Annotated in this window: 24 protein-coding genes; 13 read left to right on the top strand and 11 right to left on the bottom strand. The window is 68.7% G+C overall.

Annotated elements, in window-relative coordinates; genetic code table 11:
* Positions 1–21: 21 nt before the first annotated feature.
* Positions 22–984 carry an ABC transporter substrate-binding protein gene (locus tag D3H34_RS26400; protein WP_119557296.1) on the top strand — a complete coding sequence of 321 codons (963 nt, stop codon included), beginning with the start codon at positions 22–24 and terminating at the stop codon, positions 982–984.
* Here the strand turns inward: D3H34_RS26400 and D3H34_RS26395 are convergent.
* Positions 981–2,006: a helix-turn-helix domain-containing protein gene (locus D3H34_RS26395; protein ID WP_119557294.1), complete on the bottom strand. Its 1,026-nt coding sequence runs from the start codon at positions 2,004–2,006 to the stop codon at positions 981–983. The two genes, D3H34_RS26400 and D3H34_RS26395, sit on opposite strands and share 4 nt — an antisense overlap.
* Positions 2,007–2,243: 237 nt before the next feature.
* On the opposite strand from D3H34_RS26395, the gene D3H34_RS26390 reads away from it, so the two are divergent.
* Positions 2,244–2,759 carry a helix-turn-helix transcriptional regulator gene (locus tag D3H34_RS26390; protein WP_119557292.1) on the top strand — a complete coding sequence of 172 codons (516 nt, stop codon included), beginning with the start codon at positions 2,244–2,246 and terminating at the stop codon, positions 2,757–2,759.
* Here D3H34_RS26390 and D3H34_RS26385 read toward each other — a convergent pair.
* Positions 2,739–3,680: a LysR family transcriptional regulator gene (locus D3H34_RS26385; protein WP_119557290.1), complete on the bottom strand. Its 942-nt coding sequence runs from the start codon at positions 3,678–3,680 to the stop codon at positions 2,739–2,741. The genes D3H34_RS26390 and D3H34_RS26385 overlap by 21 nt on opposite strands.
* Before the next feature lie 133 nt (positions 3,681–3,813).
* On the opposite strand from D3H34_RS26385, the gene D3H34_RS26380 reads away from it, so the two are divergent.
* The gene (locus D3H34_RS26380; RefSeq protein ID WP_119557288.1) at positions 3,814–5,364 is read left to right on the top strand and encodes a M20/M25/M40 family metallo-hydrolase; all 1,551 of its coding nucleotides are present in this window, start codon (positions 3,814–3,816) and stop codon (positions 5,362–5,364) included.
* Between the two features lie 29 nt (positions 5,365–5,393).
* Here the strand turns inward: D3H34_RS26380 and D3H34_RS26375 are convergent, their stop codons facing one another.
* Positions 5,394–6,251, bottom strand: coding sequence for a symmetrical bis(5'-nucleosyl)-tetraphosphatase (locus D3H34_RS26375; protein ID WP_119557286.1), 858 nt, complete (start codon positions 6,249–6,251; stop codon positions 5,394–5,396).
* 23 nt (positions 6,252–6,274) lie between these two features.
* Here D3H34_RS26375 and D3H34_RS26370 point away from each other — a divergent pair, with 23 nt between their 5' ends.
* From D3H34_RS26370 to D3H34_RS26345, 6 genes are all read left to right on the top strand, one after another.
* Positions 6,275–7,585, top strand: coding sequence for a hemolysin family protein (locus D3H34_RS26370; protein WP_119557284.1), 1,311 nt, complete (start codon positions 6,275–6,277; stop codon positions 7,583–7,585).
* 35 nt (positions 7,586–7,620) lie between these two features.
* On the top strand, positions 7,621–8,565 hold the full coding sequence (locus tag D3H34_RS26365) for a protein kinase family protein (protein ID WP_119557282.1): 945 nt from the start codon (positions 7,621–7,623) through the stop codon (positions 8,563–8,565).
* A 45-nt stretch (positions 8,566–8,610) separates the two neighbouring features.
* Positions 8,611–9,582 (top strand): VWA domain-containing protein, encoded by a 972-nt coding sequence (locus D3H34_RS26360; protein WP_119557280.1) that lies wholly within the window; start codon positions 8,611–8,613, stop codon positions 9,580–9,582.
* 10 nt (positions 9,583–9,592) lie between these two features.
* The gene (locus tag D3H34_RS26355) at positions 9,593–10,930 is read left to right on the top strand and encodes an adenylosuccinate synthetase (RefSeq protein ID WP_119557278.1); all 1,338 of its coding nucleotides are present in this window, start codon (positions 9,593–9,595) and stop codon (positions 10,928–10,930) included.
* 15 nt (positions 10,931–10,945) lie between these two features.
* Positions 10,946–11,371 (top strand): hypothetical protein, encoded by a 426-nt coding sequence (locus D3H34_RS26350; RefSeq protein WP_119557276.1) that lies wholly within the window; start codon positions 10,946–10,948, stop codon positions 11,369–11,371.
* A 78-nt stretch (positions 11,372–11,449) separates the two neighbouring features.
* Entirely contained in the window at positions 11,450–12,079 is a 630-nt protein-coding gene (locus D3H34_RS26345) for an FABP family protein (RefSeq protein ID WP_119557274.1), read from the top strand.
* Between the two features lie 9 nt (positions 12,080–12,088).
* On the opposite strand, the gene D3H34_RS26340 is transcribed toward D3H34_RS26345, so the two are convergent.
* The gene (locus D3H34_RS26340) at positions 12,089–12,442 is read right to left on the bottom strand and encodes a hypothetical protein (protein ID WP_119557272.1); all 354 of its coding nucleotides are present in this window, start codon (positions 12,440–12,442) and stop codon (positions 12,089–12,091) included.
* A gap of 96 nt (positions 12,443–12,538) precedes the next feature.
* On the opposite strand from D3H34_RS26340, the gene D3H34_RS26335 reads away from it, so the two are divergent.
* Together D3H34_RS26335 and D3H34_RS26330 are read left to right on the top strand one after the other, a co-directional pair.
* Positions 12,539–13,024 (top strand): DUF2165 family protein, encoded by a 486-nt coding sequence (locus tag D3H34_RS26335; RefSeq protein ID WP_119557270.1) that lies wholly within the window; start codon positions 12,539–12,541, stop codon positions 13,022–13,024.
* An 88-nt stretch (positions 13,025–13,112) separates the two neighbouring features.
* On the top strand, positions 13,113–13,457 hold the full coding sequence (locus tag D3H34_RS26330; protein WP_119557268.1) for a hypothetical protein: 345 nt from the start codon (positions 13,113–13,115) through the stop codon (positions 13,455–13,457).
* Between the two features lie 21 nt (positions 13,458–13,478).
* Here D3H34_RS26330 and D3H34_RS26325 read toward each other — a convergent pair whose 3' ends face one another.
* From D3H34_RS26325 to D3H34_RS26315, 3 genes are all read right to left on the bottom strand, one after another.
* Positions 13,479–13,937 (bottom strand): GNAT family N-acetyltransferase, encoded by a 459-nt coding sequence (locus tag D3H34_RS26325; RefSeq protein WP_119557266.1) that lies wholly within the window; start codon positions 13,935–13,937, stop codon positions 13,479–13,481.
* Positions 13,934–14,920, bottom strand: coding sequence for a LysR family transcriptional regulator (locus tag D3H34_RS26320; protein ID WP_119557264.1), 987 nt, complete (start codon positions 14,918–14,920; stop codon positions 13,934–13,936). The genes D3H34_RS26325 and D3H34_RS26320 overlap by 4 nt, the downstream gene beginning before the upstream one ends.
* Before the next feature lie 103 nt (positions 14,921–15,023).
* Complete coding sequence (locus tag D3H34_RS26315) at positions 15,024–15,311, bottom strand: helix-turn-helix domain-containing protein (protein ID WP_119557262.1); 288 nt, start codon at positions 15,309–15,311, stop codon at positions 15,024–15,026.
* Between the two features lie 224 nt (positions 15,312–15,535).
* On the opposite strand from D3H34_RS26315, the gene D3H34_RS26310 reads away from it, so the two are divergent.
* Positions 15,536–16,204, top strand: a complete 669-nt coding sequence (locus D3H34_RS26310; protein ID WP_167481281.1) for an oxalate:formate antiporter — start codon at positions 15,536–15,538, stop codon at positions 16,202–16,204.
* An 87-nt stretch (positions 16,205–16,291) separates the two neighbouring features.
* On the opposite strand, the gene D3H34_RS26305 is transcribed toward D3H34_RS26310, so the two are convergent.
* The 4 genes from D3H34_RS26305 to D3H34_RS26290 all read right to left on the bottom strand — a co-directional run bounded on the left by D3H34_RS26305 (position 16,292) and on the right by D3H34_RS26290 (position 20,965).
* Positions 16,292–16,948, bottom strand: coding sequence for a dihydrofolate reductase family protein (locus tag D3H34_RS26305; protein ID WP_119557258.1), 657 nt, complete (start codon positions 16,946–16,948; stop codon positions 16,292–16,294).
* A 65-nt stretch (positions 16,949–17,013) separates the two neighbouring features.
* Complete coding sequence (locus D3H34_RS26300) at positions 17,014–18,375, bottom strand: DUF8696 domain-containing protein (RefSeq protein WP_147400488.1); 1,362 nt, start codon at positions 18,373–18,375, stop codon at positions 17,014–17,016.
* Between the two features lie 111 nt (positions 18,376–18,486).
* Entirely contained in the window at positions 18,487–20,259 is a 1,773-nt protein-coding gene (locus D3H34_RS26295; protein WP_119557254.1) for an ATP-binding response regulator, read from the bottom strand.
* 22 nt (positions 20,260–20,281) lie between these two features.
* A complete protein-coding gene (locus D3H34_RS26290) occupies positions 20,282–20,965 on the bottom strand; it encodes a response regulator transcription factor (protein WP_119557252.1) in 684 nt (227 codons plus the stop codon).
* Positions 20,966–21,179: 214 nt separating this feature from the next.
* Here D3H34_RS26290 and D3H34_RS26285 point away from each other — a divergent pair, with 214 nt between their 5' ends.
* Positions 21,180–22,205, top strand: a complete 1,026-nt coding sequence (locus D3H34_RS26285) for a phosphotransferase enzyme family protein (RefSeq protein ID WP_119557250.1) — start codon at positions 21,180–21,182, stop codon at positions 22,203–22,205.
* The last annotated feature ends 12 nt before the right edge of the window (positions 22,206–22,217 follow it).

The raw sequence follows: 22,217 nt of genomic DNA, 5'->3' as shown, positions 1-22,217 counted from the left end.
GCTTCACACGGAGAACCAACCATGACCTCGCACCTCGACCGATCGCGCCGCCAGCTGCTTGCCGGTGGCCTTGCTGCTGCCACGGCCGTTACCTTGCCTGCCTTGGTTCGCGCGCAGGGCCGCCCGGTGCTCAAGGCCGGCGACCAGAAGGGCGGGCTGCGTGCGTTGCTCGAAGCGGCGGGCGGACTCGAAGGGCTGAGCTACGACATCCAGTGGTCGGAGTTCCCCGCCGCCGCGCCGCTGGCCGAGGCGCTGAACGCGGGCGCGGTCGACTCGGGTCCGATCGGCGATGCGCCGCTGATCTTCGCGCTCGCGGCCGGCACGCGCGTCAAGGCCATCGGTGCGAACCGCTCGGACGCCTACGGCACGGCGGTGCTGGTGCGGCCGGATTCGCCGCTGAAGAACGCTGCCGAACTCAAGGGCAAGAGCATCGCCACCAACCGCGGTTCCATCGGCCACTACGTCACGCTCAAGGCGATCACGGCGACGGGCCTGAAGCCGGAGGACGTGAGCCTGCGCTTCCTCGCGCCGGCCGACGCCAAGCTTGCGCTCACGCAGGGTTCGGTCGATGCGTGGGCGACCTGGGAGCCCTACACCGCGCTCGCCGAGGTCAGCCGCCACGCGCGCGTGCTGGTCAGCGGACGCGGCCTGCTGCCGGGGCTGAGCTACCTTGCAGCCACCGACGCCGCCATTGCCGCCAAGCGGCCGGTGCTGCAGGACTTTCTGCAGCGCGTGGTGAAGGCGCAGCGCTGGTCGTACCGCAACGTCGATGCCTTCTCGGCCACGCTCGCCCGCATCATCGGCATTCCGCCCGAGGCGGCGAAGCTGCAGTTCGAGCGCCGCCAGCAGCAGTGGATTCCCATCGACGCGCAGGTCATCGCCGACCAGCAGGGCACGGCGGATTTCTACCGGCAGGTGGGGCTCATCAAGCAGCCGCTCGACGTGAAGGGCACGTTCGACGCCGGCTTCGGCGCAACCGCCTAGGCCTGTCGTTCGAGCGCCTGCGCCCGGAAGTCCTGCGGCGCGATGCCGTAGGCGCGGCGAAAGGCGCGGCTGAAGTCCGAGGCGCTGCCGAAGCCGGCGCTGTAGGCGATGTCGGTCACCATCACATGCGGGTAGCGCGCCAGGTCGTTCGCCGCCTGGCGCAGCCGCAGGGTGCGGATGTAGCTGCCCAACCCGCCTTCGTGCTGGAACATGCGGTAGAGCGTGGGGCGTGGCAGCTGCAGGGCGGCCAGCACGCTCTCGGGCGTGAGGTCGGCGCGGTGCAGGTGGGTCTGCACATGGCGGCGCACCTGGTCGAACATGGCCGCGCGTGCCGCCGCGCGCGCGCTCCCCTCGAAGCCGGCCTGCTTGCCGAAGGCCGACACCACGAGCTGCGCGCCCGTGCGCACCGCGCTCTGTGCCGTCGCCGGGGACATGCTGCCGATGTGGCGCGCGAGCGAGATTGCATGCCCGGCCGCCAGCCGTGCCTGCGGTGTGGTGCAGGCGAGCGTGCGCCCGTGGAGGGCCTCGGGATCGGGGAAGGTTTCCTGCACCAGCGCGCCGGGCAGGAAGAAGGTGTGGACCCGGCAGCCGTGGCGCCGCATGCGCACCGGCTGGTTCATGTCCAGCGCGAGGATCGTGGGCGTGCCGACGGGGGCGGGCGGCGGTTCTCCCTTGCGTGGTGAGGACCGCACCCGCAGGTCGTCCACGCCGCCTTCCTCGAACACATGGAACACGAAGTCGCGCACGCTGTCGGTCGACACGCGCGCCAGCGAGCGCTCCAGCACCAGCGTGTCGGAGCGGCATTCGGTGAAGACGAGGCCGCCGACGTCGTAGCGGTCGATCGCGGCGCTGAAGGGGCGCTCGAGCGCGTCGCGCGAGGGCAGGGCGTCCATCACATGACCTACCCGCGCGCGCCAAGCCAGGAACTGGCGGTCGACCGGTTCCGCATGCACGTTGAAGTGGCTGTGTGTCACGCCCGGGGGATGGAGAGGGCGTTCGGCGGCGGCGGCGCTGTGGGTCATGGGCGAGGCGAAGCGGCGCCAGGGGCAGGGCGGGGCGTTCCCGCCAGATAGTACGAACTAAGCGTTAAAAAATCACGAATTTCGCGAAATTCTCCCAAGAACTGAGACGCACGGTCAAGCCGGTTTTCGAAGCGCCCTCACGCTCGCAAGAGGCGTCCCGCACGGCATCTCGCTGCGCTGCGGACGCGGATTTCCCTTTTCCCCGAGCGTTGACCGACTGACCGAGCGAGCATTGACATGTCCAAAGGAAACGCCGAGCTGCGTGCCATTTCGGAAGGGGACGACAGGCCGCCGCTGAGCCCGTCGGTGGCGGCGAATGCCGCGGCGCGGCTCTTTGCCCAGGCCAGCCAGCCGGAACTGGCCAACCTGATGGCGGCGGTCGAGCGCGGCGATGTGTGGGCGGCCGTGCGCACGGCGCGGCAGATCCTGTGCGACATCGAGGAAGCGGCACCGGCGGCGCATGGGCCTGACAAGGCGCACGCAGAGCCCGGCGACGAGGGCCTGCTCTCGCCGCGCGAACTCAAGGTGCTGGAACTGGTGGCCCAGGGCTGGAGCAACCGGCGCGTGGCCGAGGCGCTGCACCGCTCCGACAGCACGGTCGCGAGCCAGATCAAGAGCATCTACCGCAAGCTGTCGGTCCATTCGCGCACGCAGGCGGTGCATGAGGCCATGCGGCGCGGGCTGCTGCGCCCGTCGGGCGCGACCGAGCGCCGGGTGATCCGATTTCCGGTTTCAGGGCCTGCCCGCAACTGATGGCGGTGCCGGCTCCGGCGCCGGTAGCTGCTCGCGCAGGAAGGCCAGGAAGGTGCGCACCACCTCCGGCAGCGTGCGGTCGGCCAGCGTCTGCAGCTCGACCGAGCGCCCGCGCATGCCGGGCTCGCGGATTTCGGCCGCCAGCAGTTCGCCGCGCTGCAGGCGGTCGCGCACCGTGATCTCTCCCGTGATCGCCAGGCCGCCGCCGTGCAGCACGAAGTTGGCGAGCGCCTCGAAGCGGTTGCTGACCAGCACGGGCTCGAACACGAGGCCGCGGTTGCTGCAGCCCACGTCGAACAGCTGACGCACCGTGTTCTCGGGGCTGCCGAGTGCGATGGGGAAGGGATGCATCTGCGCCAGCGTCACGCTGCGCGACCTGGCCAGCGCATGGTCGGGCCGCATGATCGCGAACACCGACGCCGGCTGGCGATGCTCGACCCGGATACCGCGCACCGCCGCGCGGCTGTAGGTGAGGCCGATGTCCGCCTCGCCGAGCAGCACGGCATCGCTCACCTGCGTGGGGCCGGTGGCATCGAGCCGGAAGCGCACGCCCGGGTACTGCACGCGAAACGTCGTGATGGCATGCGGCAGGAACTCGTTGGCGAAGCCCGAGGAACAGGCGATGCGCACCAGCCCGCTCAGCGGCCCCTGCAGCGCCTGGATGTCCGACAGCACGCGTTCGGCCTCCAGCGCGCCCCGCAGGGCGTGCGCCGCCAGCAGTTCGCCCGCGGCGCTGGGCACCATGCCGCGCGGCCGACGCTCGAACAGCGGCGTGCCCACCAGGGCTTCCAGCGTCGCCACCTGGCGGCTGACGGCCGAGATGCTCACATTCAGCCGCGCGGCCGCCTCGGTGAGCGAGCCGGTGCGGGCCACTTCGAGGAAGTAGCGCAGCGAGGTTTCCTGCAGGCGGCGGCTGGGCATGGGATGAGGTGACGTGAGGTTTGAGCGAAACGCAAAGGTAGCTCAAGAAAATAGCAATTGTTGAAAAGCGGACCGCTTTTTATGCTCCGCGGGCACCCCGCTCTTCGTCCTGCCTCTTCTGCGCTGCCCACTCATGTCCATCCCTTCCCCTCGCTTTCCCCGCCGCCTGATCGCACTGGTGCCCGCGGCCTTCCTGCTGGGCCACGGCCTGGCGCAGTCGGCCGAACTCTCGTCGGCCCTGGCCGAGCGCCATGCGCAAGGCACCTACCGCGAGTACTTCGAACTGCTGGCCTTGCCCAACGATGCCACCGTGCCGGAGGACATCCGCAAGAACGTCGACTGGCTGGAGCAGGCCTTCCGCAAGCGCGGCTTCACGACGAAGCAGTTGCCCAACAGCGGCAAGCCCATGCTCTACGCCGAGTTCCCGGGCAGCGACCCCGCGCGAAAGACGGTGCTCTTCTACATGCACCTGGACGGTCAGCCGGTGATTCCCGCGCAGTGGGCGCAAAAGAGCCCATGGACGCCCGTGCTCAAGCGCAAGACGGACAAGGGCGAGTGGGAAGAGATCGATTCGGCCCCGCTCTTCAGCGGCCCGCTCGACCCCGAATGGCGCGTGTTCGGCCGGGCCTCGGCGGACGACAAGGGCCCGATCATGATGCTGCTGGCGGCCATCGACGCGCTGAAGGCCGGCGGCGGCCAGCCGGCGGTCAACGTGAAGGTGATCCTGGACAGCGAGGAGGAAAAGGGCTCGCCGTCCATCAGCCAGGTCATGCAGGCGCACCGCGAGCTGTTGCGCAGCGACGCCATCGTGATCCATGACGGCCCCATGCACGCGACCAACCGGCCCACGCTGGTGTTCGGCAACCGCGGCGCGGCCGATGCGCGGCTGACCGTGTACGGCGCCAAAGTGCCGCTGCACAGCGGGCACTACGGCAACTACGCTCCCAACCCGGCCCAGCGGCTGGCCAGCCTGCTGGCCACGATGAAGGACGACACGGGGCGCGTGACCGTGGCCGGCTACTACGACCGCGTGAAGATCGGCGAGGCCGACCGCAAGATCATGGCGGCCGTGCCCGACGACGAAGCCGCGCTCAAGCGCCGCCTGGGCATCGCGCGCACCGACCGGGTCGGCGCCAACTACCAGGAGGCGATGCAGTACCCCTCGCTCAACGTGCGCGGCATGGCCTCGGCGGCCGTGGGCGACAAGGTCGCGAACATCGTTCCCGACAAGGCCGAGGCCGAGATGGACCTGCGCACCACGCCCGATTCCGACGCGCCGTACCTCGGCAAGCTCATCGAGGCGCACATCGTCAAGCAGGGTTACCACCTCGTGAAGGGCACGCCGACCGACGACGATCGTGCCCGCTACGACAAGCTCGCGAGCTTCAGCTACCGCAGCGAGGGCGCCGACGCGGCGGGCTCGCCGATCAACTCACCGATCGGGCAATGGGCCTACAAGGCCCTGACCGACACCTTCGGCACCACGCCCGAGCCCGTGCGCATCCGCATGATGGGCGGCACCGTGCCGACGGCGGAAATCGTGCGCGTGCTGAAGGTGCCCTTCGCGATCATTCCGCTGGTGAACGCCGACAACAACCAGCACGCGGCGAACGAGAACCTGCGCATGGGCAACTACGTGACCGGCGTGCAGACGGTCTACGCGCTGATGACGCACGGGTTCTGAGCCCGAGCGGCGAACGGAACGCGCGGTCGTCAGGCCCCTTTGCCGGGCTTCTGCGCCTGTTCGCACTTCACCTGGATCAGCTCACGCGCGTCCACATCCAGCGTCGCGCCGATGCGCACCGCGCTCAGGCAGCCGCCCCAGACGCAACCCGTGTCGGTCGAGAGCAGGTCGGGCCGCGACAGCCAGCCCAGCGTGGACCAGTGGCCGAAGGCGACGGTGGCCGCTGCCGTCTTGCGGCCCGGCACATCGAACCACGGCAGGTAGCCTTCAGGGGCGGGAATCGCGCCGTCCTTGCTCTCGAACTCCATCACGCCGTCGGCGGTGCAAAAGCGCAGTCGCGTGAGCGCGTTGACGATCACGCGCAGCCGCGCATGGCCCGTGAGCGCGTCGTCCCAATGGTCGGGCGTGTTGCCGTACATCTCGTGCAGGAAGTCGCCCAGTGCGGGGCCGCGCAGCACCGACTCGACTTCCGACGCCAGCGCCAGCGTCTCGCCCACTGTCCACTGCGGCAGCACGCCGGCGTGGACCATGAGCAGGTCGCCATCGCCCACCTGCATGTGCAGCGCCATGTGCTGGTGGCGCAGCCATTCGAGCATCGCCTCGCTGTCCGGCGCGGCCAGCAGGTCGGCCACCGTGTCCTTGCGGCCGCCCTTGCGCACGCCGTGCGCCACGCCCAGCAGGTGCAGGTCGTGGTTGCCCAGCAGGCTGCGCGCCGAGGCGCCGTAGCCCTGCAGGCGGCGCAGCACCGCGGCCGAATCGGGGCCCCGGTTGACCAGGTCGCCGAGCACCACGAGGGTGTCGCGGCTGGGGGAGAAATCGATCTTGTCGAGCAGCCGGCCGAGGGGGGCGTCGCAGCCCTGGACGTCGCCGATACAGTAAAGTGACATTCCCTCATTCTCTCCCCCTGTTCATGGATGTCTTCCTGCTGGCCTTGCTGACCACCCTCAACGCGGTGTTCGCAATGTCCGAAATGGCCCTTTCCACCAGCCGCCGCGCACGCCTCGCGGCCTTGGCCGAAACGGGGGACTCCGGGGCGGAGGCTGCGCTGAAGTTGATGGAATCGCCCACGCAATTCCTCTCGACCGTGCAGATCGGCATCACGTCCATCGGCATGCTCAGCGGCATCGTGGGCGAAGCCGCCTTCGCGGCACCGCTGGCGCAGTGGATGGAAAGCGTCGGCATGGGCACCGGCACCGCCAGCATCGTGTCGACCGCGGTGGTGGTGACCTGCATCACCTTCTTCACCATCATCTTCGGCGAGCTGGTGCCCAAGCGCATTGGCCAGCTGTATCCCGAGCCGGTGGCGCGCTTCGTGTCGCGTCCCATGCGCGGGCTGGCCAAGGCGGCCAAGCCCTTCGTGTGGCTGCTGGCCGGCGCCACCGCCACCGTGCTGAAGCTGCTGCGCATCGACGCCAACGCCGCACGCTCGGTCACTGAAGAGGAAATCTCGGCCAGCCTCGAAGAAGGCGTGGACGCCGGCGTGATCGAGCACCACGAGCACCAGATGGTGCGCAATGTGTTTCACCTCGATGACAGGCGCCTGTCGTCGCTCATGATTCCGCGCGCTGACATCGAATGGCTGGACGCGTCGAACACCGTGGCGCAGGCGCTGCAGAAGGTGGCGGACGCAGCGGCGCTCAACCTCGTGCATTCGTGGTACCCCGTGTGCCGCAATTCGCTGGACGACGTCGTCGGCGTGGTCAGCGTGGCGCAGTTGCTGCGCCTGGGCTCCGCGCACACCGGCGTGCTGGGCCAGGAAGCCACACCGGCCGTGTTCGTGCCCGAGACGCTCACCGGCATGGAACTGCTCGAGCAGTTCCGCACGCGCGCCGGCCGGCTGGTGTTCGTGGTCGACGAGTACGGTGTGGTGCAGGGCCTCATGACCCCGCGCGACCTGCTCGAAGCCATCACCGGCGAGCTGCAACCCGGCATGCAGGCCGACGCCTGGGCCCACCAGCGCGCCGACGGCGTGTGGGAACTCGACGGCCTCATGCCCGTGTCGGAGCTGCGCGCGCGCCTGGGCATCCGCGAGCTGCCTGATGAAGAACGCGGCCGCTACAACACCGTCGCCGGCCTGCTGATGGCCGTGTCGGGCCACCTGCCGGCCGTGGGCGAGCACATCGACTGCGCGGGCTGGTGCTTCGAGATCGTGACGCTCGAAGGACGCCGCATCGACCGCGTGCTGGCATCGCCCGACCCGTCCGCGCCGCAAGCGGACTGACGACGTACAGGTAGTACAGGAAGGAGGGCGCGGCCATGCTGTCGCTGCTTGCACTGAGTTGCCCCCAATGCTCGGCCCCGTTGCCGCGCGCGGCGCGCTGGCGCACCGTCAACTGCGGCTATTGCGGCGCCACCATCACGCGCGGCACGGAAACCGTCGAGCGCGAGAGCTTCCGCGCCGCATGGCGGCGTGCCAACGCAGCGCAGCTCACGGACACCGGCCGGCTGCTGCAATGGCGCGGCGCGCACTACCGCGTGCTTGCGCCGCTCGGCCATGGCGAGCACAGCGAGGTGCTGCTGGCCGAACGGCTGGGTGCCGTGCCTGAGCGCGTGACCATCAAGCTCGCGCGCGACGGTTCAGGCGATGCCGTGCTGGCGCGCGAAACCGCCGTGTTGCAGTCGCTGCAGGCGCTGTCGGTGGCCGGCGCGGCCTACTTCACGCGGCGGCTGCCGCAGCCGTTGGGCCTGGGCGTGGCACAAGGCCTCGGCGACGGCGAGCGGCAAGCGCTCGTGCTGCGCCACCCGACCGGCTTCTGGGGCAGCCTGCAAGAAGTGCAGCAAGCCAACAGCCCGCAGGGCATCGACCCGCGCCATGCCGTCTGGCTCTGGCGGCGCATGCTCGAGGTGCTGGCCTTCGTGCACGGCGCCGGCTGGACGCACCGCGCGCTCACGCCCGCGCATGCGCTTGTGCATCCGCGCGACCACGGCGTGCTGCTCATCGGCTGGTCGCAGGCGCGGCAGGAGGTGTCCGGTGGCGCCATCGGGCGCGACCTGATGGCCTCTGCGCGCAGCGTGCGCGCGCTGTTGTCAGACAGCGCCACGCCCGCACCGCTGGCCGCCTTGCTGCGCGAGTGCGGCGACGACGCCGTGGCCTGCGAGCGCCTGGGCGCGCAGGGCATCGAGCAGGCGCTGTCGGCCGCTTCGCGCGAAGCCTTCGGGCCGCCGCGCTTCGTTCATTTCGATCCCGCACCGGTTCGCTAGCCGGCGCGCTCATCCCTTCACTTTTCCCGCACGAAGGAGCATTCCATGGGTTACGGAAACTACTCGCATGCCGCCCACGCGGCGCTCATTGCCGACCGCGCCGCCAAGCCCGGCAGCGAGGTCTTCACGCAGACCGCCACGCACGTGCTCATGAACCCGCAGGGGCTCAAGGTGCGCGAGTCGCGCGACAACGCCGACCATCCGAACTCGCTGGGCATCGCGTTCGCGCTCGACGTCACGGGCTCGATGGGCGACATCCCGCAGACCCTCGCGCGCCGTGAGCTGCCCACCTTCATGAAGCTGTTGACCGACTGCGGCGTGGCCGACCCCCAGCTGCTGTTCATGGCCATCGGCGACGCCACCTCCGACCAGGCGCCGTTGCAGGTGGGGCAGTTCGAATCGACCGCCAACCTCATGGATCAGTGGCTCACCTGGAGCTACCTCGAAGGCGGCGGCGGGGGCAGCGGCGAAGAAAGCTACGAGCTCGCCTTCTACGTGATGGCGCAGCACACCGACATGGACTGCTGGGTGAAGCGCAAGAAGCGCGGCTACCTGTTCGTCACCGGCGACGAGCTGCCGTACCCGGCCGTCTCGCGCCACCAGGTCGAGGGGCTGATCGGCGAGAAGCTCGACGAGGACATCCCTATCGAGGAAGTCATCGCTGCCGCCGCCGAGACCACGCACCTGTTCTTCCTGATCCCCGACGCGCAACGCCGCCGCCGCTGCGAGCCGCGCTGGCGCGAGCTGCTGGGCGATCACGTGATCTGCATGGACTCGCCCGACGACGCCTGCGCCGTGGCCGCCGGCATCGTGGCGCTCACCGAGAAGGCCGTGCCCAACCTCGACGCACTGGCCCGCGTGATGGGCGCCACCGGCATGACCAAGGAGCGCGTGGGCGGCGTGCTGCACGCCCTCGACGGCTACGCAGCATTGCTCGATCCCACCGCGCCGCGCCGCGCAGTGCCGGCCGCGGGCAACGGTGCGCGCAGCTCGTGGTGGAAGCGGCTCTTCGGTTGACCGCTTGCCCTTGACCTCTGCGTTCGCGTCGACGCGCTACGTCTCGCTGCTCGGCCTGGGTTTCGGCGACTGCGGTAAGGGCCGCTTCACTGATTTCCTGTGCGGCGCCTGGGACGCGCACACCGTGGTGCGCTTCAACGGCGGCGCGCAGGCTGGCCACAACGTGGTGCTGGCCGACGGCCGCCACCACACCTTCTCCCAGTTCGGCGCGGGCAGCTTCCATGCCGGCATGGCGACCGTGCTCGCCAGCCCGGTGGTGGTGCACCCGACCGCCTTGCGCGTCGAAGCCGATGTGCTGCAGCGTGCGGGCGTGTCCGATGCGTTCGCGCGCCTGTTCGTCGATGCGCGTTGCCGCGTGACCACGCCGTTCCATCAGGCCGCCGGCCGCCTGCGTGAGTGGGCGCGGGGCGCAGGCGCGCATGGCAGCTGTGGCGTCGGCGTTGGCGAGACGGTGCGGCAGGCGCTGGCTGTGCCCGAAGTGGCGTTGCACTACGGCGATCTGGTTCACCCCGCACGCACGCTGGTCAAACTCGAAGCCCTGCGTCTCGCGCTGCATCGCGAGTTCGCGAACGCGGCCTTCTCGTCGGCGGGCGCTGCACAAGAGTTGGCCGTGCTCGCCGACGCCTCGCTCGCGCAACGCTGGCTCGACGCCGTGCAGCCCTGCCTGCGCCAGTCGCCGCCCGCGAGTGCCGACGCTATCGGCGCACGGCTTGCGCTTGCGGGCACCGTGCTGTTCGAAGGCGCGCAGGGCGTGCTGCTCGACGAGTGGCGCGGCTTTCATCCGCACACCACCTGGAGCACCGTCTCCACCGCCGCCGTCGAAGCGGTGCTGCGCGATGTGGGCATCTCGGCGCCCGTGCAGCACCTGGGCGTGCTGCGCAGCCACCTCACGCGGCACGGCGCCGGGCCGCTGCCCACGCACGACCGCGCGCTCGATGCGCGGCTGGCCGAGCCGCACAACGTCGATGAAGGTTGGCAGGGCGTATTCCGCCGCGGCCATCCCGATGCAGTGCTGCTGCGCTACGCGCTCGCCGCCGCCGGGCCGCTCGACGGGTTGCTCGCCAGTCACCTCGATGCGATTGCGCACGCCGATCTGCGCTGGTGCACCGGTTACCTTGGCGCTGATGGACGCACGCTGTCAGCGCTGCCCCTCGGCGACGCGCCCGACCTCGACCACCAGCACGCGCTGACCCGTCTGCTGGAAGGTGTCCAGCCCCTGTACGAAACGCACCCCGTCGCCAGCGCAACGGACTGGGTGCGGCGCGTGGAAGCTTTCAGCGGCCTGCCCGTGCGCTTCGGTGCGTTCGGCCCGGTGCGCGAGGCCGTTCGCGCGCGCGATCTGCTCTGACCTGAGAAAACCTCCGTGACCCCCAACGTCTTCCTGATCGCCGGCGCTGCGTTGAGCGCCATCGCCGCGCTGCTGCATGTCTGCGTCGTCTTCGGCGGCCCGGCCTGGTACCGCTTCTTCGGCGCGGGCGAGCGCATGGCTGCGAGCGCAGAGGCCGGCCATCTGTACCCCGTGGCCGTGACGCTGGTCATCGCCAGCATGCTGGGCGTGTGGGCCGCCTACGCGCTCGCGGGCGCCGGCGTCTTGCAGCCGCTGCCGCTGCAGGCGCTGGTGTTGCCCGCGATCACCGCCGTGTACCTGCTGCGCGGGCTGGTCGCGATCGCGATGTGGCTGTTCGACCGGCGCCGCCTCAACGCCTTCTGGGTGTGGAGCTCGCTCGTGTGCTTCGTGTACGGCGCGGTGCACCTGGTGGGGCTGGTGCAGGTCTGGGACTCGCTCTGACGACCGGGCCGCTGCCGCACTCAAGCAGAATCGAAGCCGGAAAGCTTCCCCCGTTTTCTTTCTCCCACGACCCACACCATGACCACACCCGAAGACATCTACACCGAACCCCCGGCCGATCCCGACACGCTCGCCAACCTCGGCCCGCTGCGGCCGATGGCGGGCATCTGGGAGGGCATGAAGGGCGTCGACGTCAAGCCGAAGAGAGAAGGCCCGAAGACGCAGGTGTATGTGGAGCACTACGAGCTGCAGCCCATCGATGCGCAGACCAACGGCCCGCAGCTGCTGTACGGTCTGCGCTATCACACCTTCATCCACAAGCCCGGCCTCACCAAGATGTACCACGACCAGGTCGGCTACTGGCTGTGGGAGCCGGCCACCAGCACCGTGTTTCTCACACTGGCCATTCCGCGCGGACAGGTGGCCATGGCAAGCGGCAAGGTCAACCCCGGCGACACGGAGTTCACGCTCAGCGCCGAGCACGGCAGTTTGGTGAACGGCATCGTGTCGAACCCCTTCCTCGAACGCGCCTTCACCACGCTGGCATGGAACATCACGGTGAAGATCAACGCCGACGGCACCTGGTCGTACGACCAGGACACGGTGATGCAGATCCAGGGGCAGGCCGAGCCCTTCCATCACACCGACCGCAACACGCTCTCGCGCGTCGGGGAGCCGGGGCTCAATCCGCTGGCGATGATGGGCTGAGGCAGTTGTTCAGCCTGCGGGCGGTTTCGGCGTGCGCAGGCGCCGCAGCCGCACGGTGAGCTCCTTCACCAGCTGAAGCTCCCCGCGCCGCTGGGCTACTTCCAGCGCCTGCGCAAACGAGGCCTCGGCCTTCGCGGCGTCGCCGAGCGCCAGCGCGAGCAGACCCTGCAGCCGCCACGCGGCCGTGAACTCGGGGTCGAAGGCGAGCGCCTTCGCTACATGCATCAGCGCCGTGGGCACGTCGTCGCGACGCTGGTACGCCAGCGCGAGGCTCATGCGCAGCAGGGCCCCGTCGCGGCCGGCGGCCAGCAGGTGTTCGAGCGCATCGGGTGATGGGCCGGGTGGGGTGGTGGCTGTGTTCATGGCATTCGACCTTGTTGGAGGGACTTTGACAGCAGACCCGCTGGTGTTTCAAATATCAAAGAATAATCTTTGATATTTAACGCCGCAGGCTCTCCGATGAATCTCCCCACTTCCGTCTGGCTGTTCCAGTCCCTTCACGCGCTGGGCATGGCGCTGTGGCTTTCCATCGCCGTGCGCAACAACTGGCGCGGCTTCGCGGGCTCGGCATTCGCGGTCGGCGGGACGATGTCGATGGCGCCGTTGCGCGCCGACCCCGCCGTCGACACACCCTTGCTCACGCGCGCCATCCACTCGGCGGCGTTGCATCGCGTAGCGCTCGGGGTGGTGCTGGCGCTGCAGTTCGGCGCGGCGCTTGCCTTCTGGGCAGGCAGCGCGGCACTGGTCGTCGGCGGCGACCTGCCCGCCGCGCGGCCGTGGCTCAACCTGGGGCTCGGCGGCTTTGCCGCTTTCCTGTTCGCCATGCACCTGGGTGGCCTGTGGTTCGGCTACTGGATCCGGCAGGAAGGCTTGCAGCTCACGCACCTCGTGCTGCTGCTGTGGGTGTTGGCGGCGTTCTTCCTGTTCAACATGCCGTGGCACTGACGCCGCCGCAAACACCGTCCTCGTCCTACGTGGCAGGGGAGGCCACGCCCACAGCCCGCGCGACGGGCCGCACCCACCATCGGTCCCCATGAACAGAGTGATGCTTGCGTTCCTGGGTGTGGCTGCCTGCACAGCGGCCGTGGTGGCCATCGCGGAGCCCGTGAAGGTGCCCGTCGACAGCGACGAGAAGGGCACGACCTACATCGCGCCGAACGTGAATTCCACCGAAACCTCCGCCCGCACGAATGGCGCCACGGTCGGTGTGCAGCGCCCGGACGGCAGTGCCCTGGAGGCCGGCACCGACACGTCGGGCAAGCGCCCCACCTACTCGGTGGGCGCCAAGACGGGGGGCGACGTGTCCTTCTCGGCCGGTGCGCATTCGGACGGCAAGACCAACACCGGCGTGAAGGCCGGCATCACCATCAAATACTGATCGTCGATCCGCCGAGGCGCCTCAGACCATCGTCGCGTAGACGATGAAGCCTTCGTGCTTCGCCATCTTGTCGTAGAGCATTCGCCCCGCCGCGTTGGTCGTGTGCGTCTGCCAGTACACGCGGTGTGCGCCAGCGCGTCGCACCTGTTCGTACACGCCCTCGATCAACTGCCGGCCCACGCCCTGGCCGCGTTCGGACGACTGCGTGAACAGATCCTGCAGGTAGCAGTTGGGCTCGATGCGGTTCGTGCTGCGGTGGAACAAATAGTGCACCAGCCCCACCAACTGCCCGTCGCGTTCGGCCACCAGCGCATGCACCGGCTCGTACGGATCGAAAAAGCGCTGCCACGTGACCTGCGTGATCGCCTCGGGCAGCGCCGTGGGGCCCTCGCGACCGTAGAACGCGTTGTAGCCGTCCCAGAGTGGCTTCCAGGCAGCGAAGTCTTCGGGCGTTGGCGGGCGGATCAGGAGCGCAGTCATGGGGTCTTTCCGTTGAGCGTTTGGTTGTCTCGTGCCGCGACGGCTGCGGTGGTGGCGCAGGGCGGCAGCGTCACCGGCACTGCAGCGGGCATGGGCTCGGGCACCGGGCCCATCGATTTCTCGAGGAAGTCGAGCATCGCGCGCATCGCCGCGCTGTTGTGGCGGCGCTGCGAGTAGGCGGCGTACAGCCAGTGTTCGTGCGGCATGTGGTTGCGCAGCACCGGCACGAGTGCACCGCGTTCCAGGTGCGACTGCGCCAGCGGCTCGGGAACGTAGGCCACGCCCACGCCGCGCAGCGCCAGCTCGATCAGCGCGACCGCGTCGTTGGCCTCCATGCGGCTGTGCACCGCCACGTCGTGCGGCTGGCCGTCGGTCTCGAAGGGCAGGTGCGTGGTGGGCATCGGCGAATAGCTCAGCACGTCGTGACGGGCCATGTCCTCGGGCACTTGCGGAATGCCGCGCTGTGCCCAGTAGCCCGGCGACGCGCACACCACCATGTCGAAGCGCACCAGCCGGCGCACGATCAGGTTCATGTCGTCGATGCGCCCGCCCGTCAGGTGGATGTCGATGCCTTCCTCGATCAGGTCGATGTCGTGGTTGGTGAAATTCAGGCTCACGTACACGTCGGGGTACAGCTTGATGAACTCCGCGATCACATCCGACAGCCAGCCCGCGATCAGCCCGTGCGGCGCGCTCATGCGCAGGCGCCCACGCGGGTGCGCGCCGTGCGCCTGCAGGTCGTTGAGCGTGTTCTCGGCCATCGTGACCAGCTCGGTGCTGCGCTCCAGCAGCACCTCGCCTGCGTCGGTGAGGCTCAGGGAGCGGGTCGAACGGTTGAGCAGGCGCACGCCGCTGCGCGCTTCCAACTCGGCCACATAGCGGCTGACCGTCGCCTTGGACATGCCCAGCGACAGGGCCGCGCGGGAGAAGCTGCGCCGGAACGCGACTTCACGGAACGTTTTGATGAGATCGAGGCCATCCATAGATCGGCCGATTGTTCCAGCATCGGGGGAGGGGGCACGGGTCGTAGGGGCATCCCGGTTTTTCGCCGTGCATCGGGCGGATGGGCACCGCCGGACCGACGATTCAGGAGGCGGGTTCGCTGTGCGCCGCCGCCGCCGGCGGCTGCTGTTGCTGCAACGTCGTCGTGACACCATACAGCGCCAGCATCCCGAACACGTGCCCGATCGCGACGCCGGGCTCACCCGATTCGATCCGCGCGATCGTCTGGACATGAACGCCCAGACGCGCGGCTGCGGCGGCCTGGCCTTCGCCAGCGGTGGTGCGCGCCAGTTTCGCGGCGGCACCGAACGCCTTGATCGCCTGGAGCGCGTCGTCCCCGATGTCAGATGAAATGCGTTTTCCTTGGGCCATCGGGCGATTGTCACCGCTTGCCGATTCAGGGGGCGGCTCGTCTTGCGTCCGCCCGAACTCTGCATGCGGATATCCTGTTTGCGACCTGTTCGAGCGTACCGGCCATGCATCCCACATCCACTCCGCCTCTTCATCGCGAATTCCTGGATCGAGCTGTCACACTTTTTCCTGACGACCCTCGGGTGATCGGGATTGCCGCGACCGGCTCGTACGCGGAGAACGCGATGGATACGTTCAGCGACGTGGACCTGATCCTCACCTGCAACAAAGAGGACCATGCCGGCCTGATGCGCGACAGGGCGTCGCTGGCGGCCCTGCTCGGCCCGTTGGTGGCTGCGTTCACCGGCGAGCATGTGGGAGAGCCCCGGGTCCTCATCTGCCTGTACGGACCTCCGGCCCTTCACCTGGATCTCAAGGTCGTGGCCTTGCCCGATCTTGCCGACCGGGTGGACGAGCCCGTGGTTCTGTGGGAGCGAGACGGCCGGATGACGGCGGCGTTCGCGGCGGGCGTCGGTCGCCATCCGGCGCCCGATCCGCAATGGATCGAGGATCGCTTCTGGGTGTGGGTCCACTACGCGGCCCTCAAGATCGCTCGTGGCGAACTGCAGGAGTCGCTCGATTTTCTTTCGTACCTGCGGGTGACGGTTCTCGGGCCGTTGGGCTTGATGCGCTACGGGCTCAAGCCGACCGGGGTTCGCCGCGTCGAAGCGAACCCGGCGTTGGCGCAGCAACTTGCCAGTACTGCGGGCGCAGTGGACAGGGCGGCGTTGCTGGCGGCGCTGCGCAACGCCTGTGCCGCGTACCACGCGTTCCGTCCCTCCTCCGTGAAGGCGAACGAGAAAGCCGAGCAGGTGGCGATGGACTACGTGGCCGAGGTTGCCGCAAGCCTTTGAACGCGGCCTCCCGGCCATGACCGAGAGGCGCGGCTTTTTCCAGGGCTTCCATTCGCCATCGCACCGCGCCTTGCACGTCAAGGCGCGTCAAGGCGTATCGCGGCGCAGGAACATGTGCGTGGCGCGTTCGCCCGCGACCTGGCGTTCGCAGCGGTAGCCGAGCGCCGGCAGGTCCAGGCCCGCGAACAGCGCTTCGCCCTGGCCCAGCAGCACCGGCCGCACGGCCAGGTGCAGTTCGTCGATCAGGCGGGCCTTCAGGTATTCGCGCACGGTCGCCACGCCACCGCCTACGCGCACGTCCCGAGCGCCCGCCGCGGCCTTCGCCTGGGCCAGCGCCTCGTGGATGCCGCCGGTGACGAAGTGGAAGGTGGTGCCGCCTTGCATCGTCAGCGGCGCGCGGGCATGGTGGGTCAGCACGAAGACCGGCACGTGGTACGGAGGCTCGTCGCCCCACCAGCCCTTCCATTGATCGTCGGGCCAGGGGCCGCGCACCGGCCCGAACATGTTGCGCCCGAGAATCCAGGCCCCCATCTCGGCGAAGCCTTGCTCGGCCATCTCGTTGTCGATGCCGGTCTCGCCGTCGGTCTCGCCCGTCTTGAGCATCTGCTGCCAGACGCGCGTGGGAACGAACCAGTCCATGAGTTCGGGGCCGCGAACGCCCAGCGGATGCGCCAGGCTCTGGTCCGGGCCGGCCGCGAAGCCGTCGAGCGAAACGCCGAAACTGCGCACGAGCAATCGGGACATGGAGGTCTCCTGCATGAGCAAAGCGGCAGTCTAGACCTTGCGGGCCCGATCGCCGGATTGCAACCTCAGGGCGCCAGCGTGAGCTTGAAGATCTGGTTGCCGTTGGAGGCGCCCACGTAGATCGTTCCGTCGCTGCCCACGGCCACGCCGATCGGGAAATTGAAGGCCAGCGCCGTGCCGGTGCTGTCGCGCAGCGTGCTGATCTCGCCCGCAGCCGTGACCACGCGCGCCACGCCATCCCAGGCATGCGTCAGGAACACGTTGTCGTTCGCATCCACCGTCACGCCGTAGGAGTAGCCGAGCGTGGCCGGCGTGGCGGCCGTTCCGTCGACCAGGCTGGCGCTGCCGTTGGCGCAATCGCCCAGCAGCGTGCTCACCGTGGCGCTGGCCACATCGATCTTGCGCAGGCACAGGCTGTCGGTGTCCGTGTCGTACAGCGTGCGGCCATCGCGGCTGATCGCCAGGCCCTGCGGGCGGGCAAACTGGGCGGCCGTGCCGACCCCGTCCAGGTAGGCCTGCGTGCCGTCGCCCGCGAGCGTGCTCGTGGTGCCATCGGCCGCGACCTTGCGCACGCGCTTGTTTCCCAGGTCTGCCACGAACAGGTTGCCTGCGCCATCGAGCGCGATGCTGGCGGGGTTGTTGAACATCGCAGCGGCCGGGCTGTCGGCGTACCCGCTGGTGCTGCTGCCGACCCAGGTGCTGTAAGTCGTGGCGTTGGGCGCGATCTTGTTGATGCGATGCTGGTCGCTCACGTACAGGGTGCCGTCGGTCGCCAGTGCCAGGCCATAGGGCGTATTCATGCTCGACCCCGGCGTCACCTCGGCGCCGCTGCCGCTGGCGGTGTCGATCCTGTAGACCGAACCGTTGCCTCCCATGGCCACGTAGAGGTTCGCGCCGCTGGCATCCAGAACGAGTTGATAGGGACGGTTGTAGGTGACGCCCGTGGTCGCCAGCACGGTGGCGACCCAGGGCTTGACCGTGAGCGTGGCCGCATGGCTGGTCACGCTGCCGCTGGCGCCCGTCACCTGCACGCGCAGCTGCTGGCCGCTGTCGGCCAGTTGACCGGCTGCCGTGGTGAAGCTGTCGCCGGTAGCGCCGGACACATCGGTCCAGCTGGTGCCACCGTCGGTGCTGCGTTGCCATTGGTAGGCTGTCGCGTGAACGGCCTGCACCTTCAGCGTGGCGGGCACGCCCTGGCCAATGGTGGTATCCGATGGCTGCGTCGTGATGGCGGGCGCGGTGTCTTCCGGCGTGGGCGCGGGCGTCTGTGTTCCCTGCGGCGCAGGCGCTGGAGCGGGTGCGACAGCGAAGCCGGGAAAGCCGCCGCCGCTTCCGCCACCACCACCGCAGGCCACCAGCGCGAGGTTCATCATCAACAGCGCGGCAGGTGTGCGCCATGCACGGAAAACGGGACGGGGAGTAGTCATGAGAGGCCTTCCTTTTTTCAAGTGGAGTGAACGAGAAGGCCTCCACGGTAGGCAAGGCGATACCTGCAATCTAGTGTCGAAGGTCATCGCCCCGGTGCAAGAAAAAGATGCTCAGGAGCGCATGACAACGTGCGTCGTTTCGTGTCGCGCCAGCGATGCGAGGGCCTGCAGGAGCCTGTCGGCAGCCACCGGCTTGAGCAGCACCTGCAATCCGCTGTCATGCATCTGGTGCCGCCGTTCAGGTGCCGTTTCCCCGGTGATCAGCAGCACCTGCAGGCGGGGAGCGAAGCGTGCGCGCAACCGCTGCGCAGCGGCCAATCCGTCGGCGCCGTCGGCCAGCCGCACGTCGCACAACAGCACGTCGACAGGGGTACTTCCGTGGGCGGCTTGCGCCAGAACGGCCTCGGCTTCGGCTTCACCGGCAACCGCGTCGCTCGTCACGCCGTGGGCCTGCAGCAGTCCGGTGACGGCCTGGCGGATTGCTGCTTCATCATCGAGGACCAGCACGCGCCGCGGCAACGGCGAAGCCGCGGCCAGACGTGCAGCGGACGGGGCGACACCCAGGGCCGAGACCGCCGGAAGCACCAGGCGAAAGCGGCTGCCCCGATGCGGCCGCGAGCGCACCTGCAGCGGGTGCGCCAGCAGGCGTGAGAGCCGCTGCACGATGGACAGGCCGATGCCCAGCCCCCGCGCCCGATCGCGGCCCGGATTACCGACCTGGTAGAACTCGTCGAAGATGCGGCCCAGGTGCTCGTGCGAGATGCCGATGCCGGTGTCGCGCACGTCGATCCACACCTGCGAGCCGCGTGCACGGGCGGCCACCACGACACCGCCGCGCGGCGTGTACTTGAGCGCGTTGTCCACGAGGTTGGACAGCAGCCGCTGCAACAGCTGCGGATCGCTCAGCACCCAGCAAGGCGTGGCACGCAGCCGAAGCTGCAGGTCCTTGTCGGCCGCCTGTGCCACGAACACATTGTTGAGCGCAAGGAACAGCGGATTCAGCTCCACGGGCCGGATCTGCGGTGCCACCTCGCCGGCATCCAGTCGAGAGATGTCCAGCAGGGTGTCCAGCGAATCGCCGAGCGTGCCGACCGCGTCCATCAGCCGTGCCGCGTGATCCCAATCTTCGCTGCCCCGAAGTTTTTTCTCGATGACCGCGCCGAACAAGGCGATGGCGTGCATGGGCTGGCGCAAGTCGTGGCTCGCCGCGGCAAGAAAGCGGGTCTTCTCCTCGCTGGCGCGCTGGGTTGCGGCGATCTGGTGGCTCAGTTGCTCGGCCAGCGCTTCCTTCTCGAAACGCATGGTCAACGACGCCGTCAGCAGCCGGTGATGCTGCAGCGCGAACATGATCATCACGCACATGTACAGCAGGCAGCCGGAGGCCAGGAACAGGTGCGTGCTGTCGCCGCGCCAGGCCAGCGCCAGGGTCAGGCTCGCCATGCTGGGCACGATGAAGCGGGGGATGTTGCGCTTGAGAACGGCCAGCGACAGCGCGCCGCCGGCGCAGCCGCCCATCATCATGACGATGACCATGACCCACAGCCCCAGGTTGCGTCCCGGCGGCACGCACAGCCAGGGCGCCAGGCCCCAGACGCAGGAGCGCAGCAGCACGTTGCGCGCGTTGAAGCGCGCCCAGTACTCGGGATGATCGGCCGCGTCGGGACTGCGCTGATAGCGCCTGTAGGCGCGCCGCAGCGTCAAGGCCAGGTGCAGTGCCATCCACAGCAGGACCTGCCAGCGCCACGTGGCCAGGAACAGTCCGATGCCCAGCGACTGGGCCGTGAGCAGGTCCGCGAGATAGGCCGCCGGTGCGTTGGCATGGACCGTGGCCACCTGCTCGCGCAGCACCCGCTGGGCCAGCTCGGGCGGATGCGGGTCGTTCATCGCGGGGCGCGAGAAGGGCGGCTCACCTCAGGCTGCTGATGAGCTGCGCGCGCGAGCGCATGCCGAACAGCAGCAACAGGGTGGACACGTGGTTCTTGATCGTGCCCTCGGTGAGATGCGACAGCTGCGCGATCTCCTTGTTCGACTTGCCGGACAGCAGCCAGTCGAGGATTTCGACCTGACGCGCATTGAGCTGCGGTTGCAACTCGGCGCTCACCGACGTCGTGCGGACGGCGGTCGGGGCTGCGGACGGCCGGGGCGCGGAACGGATCAGATCGTTGTCCCTCACGTAGCGCAACACCTCGCCCAGATGCCCTGTCTTTGGCAGGAAGGCCTGAGCCCCGAGCGCCATCGCGCCCTGCATCAGCGCGTGGCTGTCCTTGCCCGAGAGCACGATCACCGGTGCCGTGGGAAAGGCGCGCCTGAAGCGCACCAGGGTGTCCAGCCCCTGGGAGTCGGGCAGGTCGAGATCGAGCAGCACCAGATGGTGCGATGCCACGTGGAGCTCGTACAAGTGCAGTGCATCGGCCAGGCAGCGTGCTTCGTACACCGGCACGCTGCCGGTCTCCGCCAGCAGCAACGCCCGCAGGCCCAGCCGCACCAGCTCGTGGTCGTCGACCACCAGGATGCCTCGTGTCGGCACGGGAACGCCGGCTTCACTGCGCGGCGGCGCAACGTGCGGCGACAGTGGTGTGGCGTTGGCCATGGTCGGGGCATCTTATGGCCGATGAAAGCGAATCCGAAATGACCAAAGTCATTCGCCGCGCACTTGAAAAGGCATAGGCAAAAGGACATACACCTCCAGGGAAGGGCAGACTGGCGAACCTCCGACCAGAAGCGGACGTCCGGTTTTCCCGGTCCCGCGAGACGCTAGAGTGAGATGGCCGTGCCGAGGCACGCCATTGAATGGAACACAAGCCATGCCCGATGCCCCTCCCCGCGACCCCGCGCTCGTACCCACTCACACCACCGCGGCGCCATCGTCCATTGCGCACTGGGTGACGCAGCACCATGGCATCCCGGTGCAGCAGTGCCACCTGATCCGCCGCGGCCTGAACGACAACTACGCGCTGCGTTCGGCCGATGGCATCCGGTATGTCGCGCGCCTGTATTCGATCCGACCGCGCGGCAGCTTCAACGCGCATTTCGAAATCTCGCTGCTGGCGCACCTGGAAGCCAAGGGGGTGGGCGTTGCCGCGGCCGTGCCGGCGACGCAAGGGCGCGCGTACGTCGAACTGCAGTTCCCCGAAGGGCCGCGTGCCCTGGCCCTGTTTCGTCATGCCGAAGGCGTGAATCCCGATACGCTGGAAGAACTCGAGCTGACCGGCCGCGCGCTGGCGTGCATCCATGAAGCGGCGCGCGACCACGCCGGCCCACCCAGTCGCTACGTGCTGGACGGCCACCACCTGGCCGGCCGGACCTTGGGCTACCTGCAGGCGTACCCGGAGATCAGCGCGGAGCTGCTGGAGATGTATCGCCGCTTGGTACATCGCCTGCTCGAAGAGCTGGCTGCGGCGGAGGGCGGGCTGACGCGCGTCATCTGCCATGGTGACACGCATGGCTTCAACAACCATGTGCACACGGACCCGGCCGGCACCAGGAAAACCGTGTTCTTCGATTTCGACGATGCCGGACCGGGCTTCCTGGCCTACGACCTGAGCGTGCTGCCCTGGTCGTATCTGTTTCGCAAGAGCCTCAAGGAACCCGACGAGGTGCTGCGCGAGCGTTGGACGCACTACCTGCGCGGTTACCGCGCGGGCGGCGGTGAGGTGAGCGAGAGCGACCTGGCGGCATTGCCGCTGTTCCTGCAGCTTCGGCACCTGTGGAACCTTGGCGAGGCAGCCGGGCGGCTGCACCACTGGGGGACGAATTCAGTGCCTGTGGATTGGCTGCAAAAGCAACTGGAGGTGTTCGAGGCGTGGAGGAGGCTGGACCTGCGCGCCTGACCGCGATCATTC

This window comes from Acidovorax cavernicola (assembly GCF_003581445.1).
This window is presented reverse-complemented; position numbering and strand designations above follow the sequence as displayed.

Coding starts and splice junctions, on each gene's coding strand:
- D3H34_RS26400 (WP_119557296.1), top strand. CDS start 22: ATGACCTCGCACCTCGACCGATCGCGCCGCCAGCTGCTTGCCGGTGGC.
- D3H34_RS26395 (WP_119557294.1), bottom strand. CDS start 2,006: ATGACCCACAGCGCCGCCGCCGCCGAACGCCCTCTCCATCCCCCGGGC.
- D3H34_RS26390 (WP_119557292.1), top strand. CDS start 2,244: ATGTCCAAAGGAAACGCCGAGCTGCGTGCCATTTCGGAAGGGGACGAC.
- D3H34_RS26385 (WP_119557290.1), bottom strand. CDS start 3,680: ATGCCCAGCCGCCGCCTGCAGGAAACCTCGCTGCGCTACTTCCTCGAA.
- D3H34_RS26380 (WP_119557288.1), top strand. CDS start 3,814: ATGTCCATCCCTTCCCCTCGCTTTCCCCGCCGCCTGATCGCACTGGTG.
- D3H34_RS26375 (WP_119557286.1), bottom strand. CDS start 6,251: ATGTCACTTTACTGTATCGGCGACGTCCAGGGCTGCGACGCCCCCCTC.
- D3H34_RS26370 (WP_119557284.1), top strand. CDS start 6,275: ATGGATGTCTTCCTGCTGGCCTTGCTGACCACCCTCAACGCGGTGTTC.
- D3H34_RS26365 (WP_119557282.1), top strand. CDS start 7,621: ATGCTGTCGCTGCTTGCACTGAGTTGCCCCCAATGCTCGGCCCCGTTG.
- D3H34_RS26360 (WP_119557280.1), top strand. CDS start 8,611: ATGGGTTACGGAAACTACTCGCATGCCGCCCACGCGGCGCTCATTGCC.
- D3H34_RS26345 (WP_119557274.1), top strand. CDS start 11,450: ATGACCACACCCGAAGACATCTACACCGAACCCCCGGCCGATCCCGAC.
- D3H34_RS26340 (WP_119557272.1), bottom strand. CDS start 12,442: ATGAACACAGCCACCACCCCACCCGGCCCATCACCCGATGCGCTCGAA.
- D3H34_RS26335 (WP_119557270.1), top strand. CDS start 12,539: ATGAATCTCCCCACTTCCGTCTGGCTGTTCCAGTCCCTTCACGCGCTG.
- D3H34_RS26330 (WP_119557268.1), top strand. CDS start 13,113: ATGAACAGAGTGATGCTTGCGTTCCTGGGTGTGGCTGCCTGCACAGCG.
- D3H34_RS26325 (WP_119557266.1), bottom strand. CDS start 13,937: ATGACTGCGCTCCTGATCCGCCCGCCAACGCCCGAAGACTTCGCTGCC.
- D3H34_RS26320 (WP_119557264.1), bottom strand. CDS start 14,920: ATGGATGGCCTCGATCTCATCAAAACGTTCCGTGAAGTCGCGTTCCGG.
- D3H34_RS26315 (WP_119557262.1), bottom strand. CDS start 15,311: ATGGCCCAAGGAAAACGCATTTCATCTGACATCGGGGACGACGCGCTC.
- D3H34_RS26310 (WP_167481281.1), top strand. CDS start 15,536: ATGGATACGTTCAGCGACGTGGACCTGATCCTCACCTGCAACAAAGAG.
- D3H34_RS26305 (WP_119557258.1), bottom strand. CDS start 16,948: ATGTCCCGATTGCTCGTGCGCAGTTTCGGCGTTTCGCTCGACGGCTTC.
- D3H34_RS26300 (WP_147400488.1), bottom strand. CDS start 18,375: ATGACTACTCCCCGTCCCGTTTTCCGTGCATGGCGCACACCTGCCGCG.
- D3H34_RS26295 (WP_119557254.1), bottom strand. CDS start 20,259: ATGAACGACCCGCATCCGCCCGAGCTGGCCCAGCGGGTGCTGCGCGAG.
- D3H34_RS26290 (WP_119557252.1), bottom strand. CDS start 20,965: ATGGCCAACGCCACACCACTGTCGCCGCACGTTGCGCCGCCGCGCAGT.
- D3H34_RS26285 (WP_119557250.1), top strand. CDS start 21,180: ATGCCCGATGCCCCTCCCCGCGACCCCGCGCTCGTACCCACTCACACC.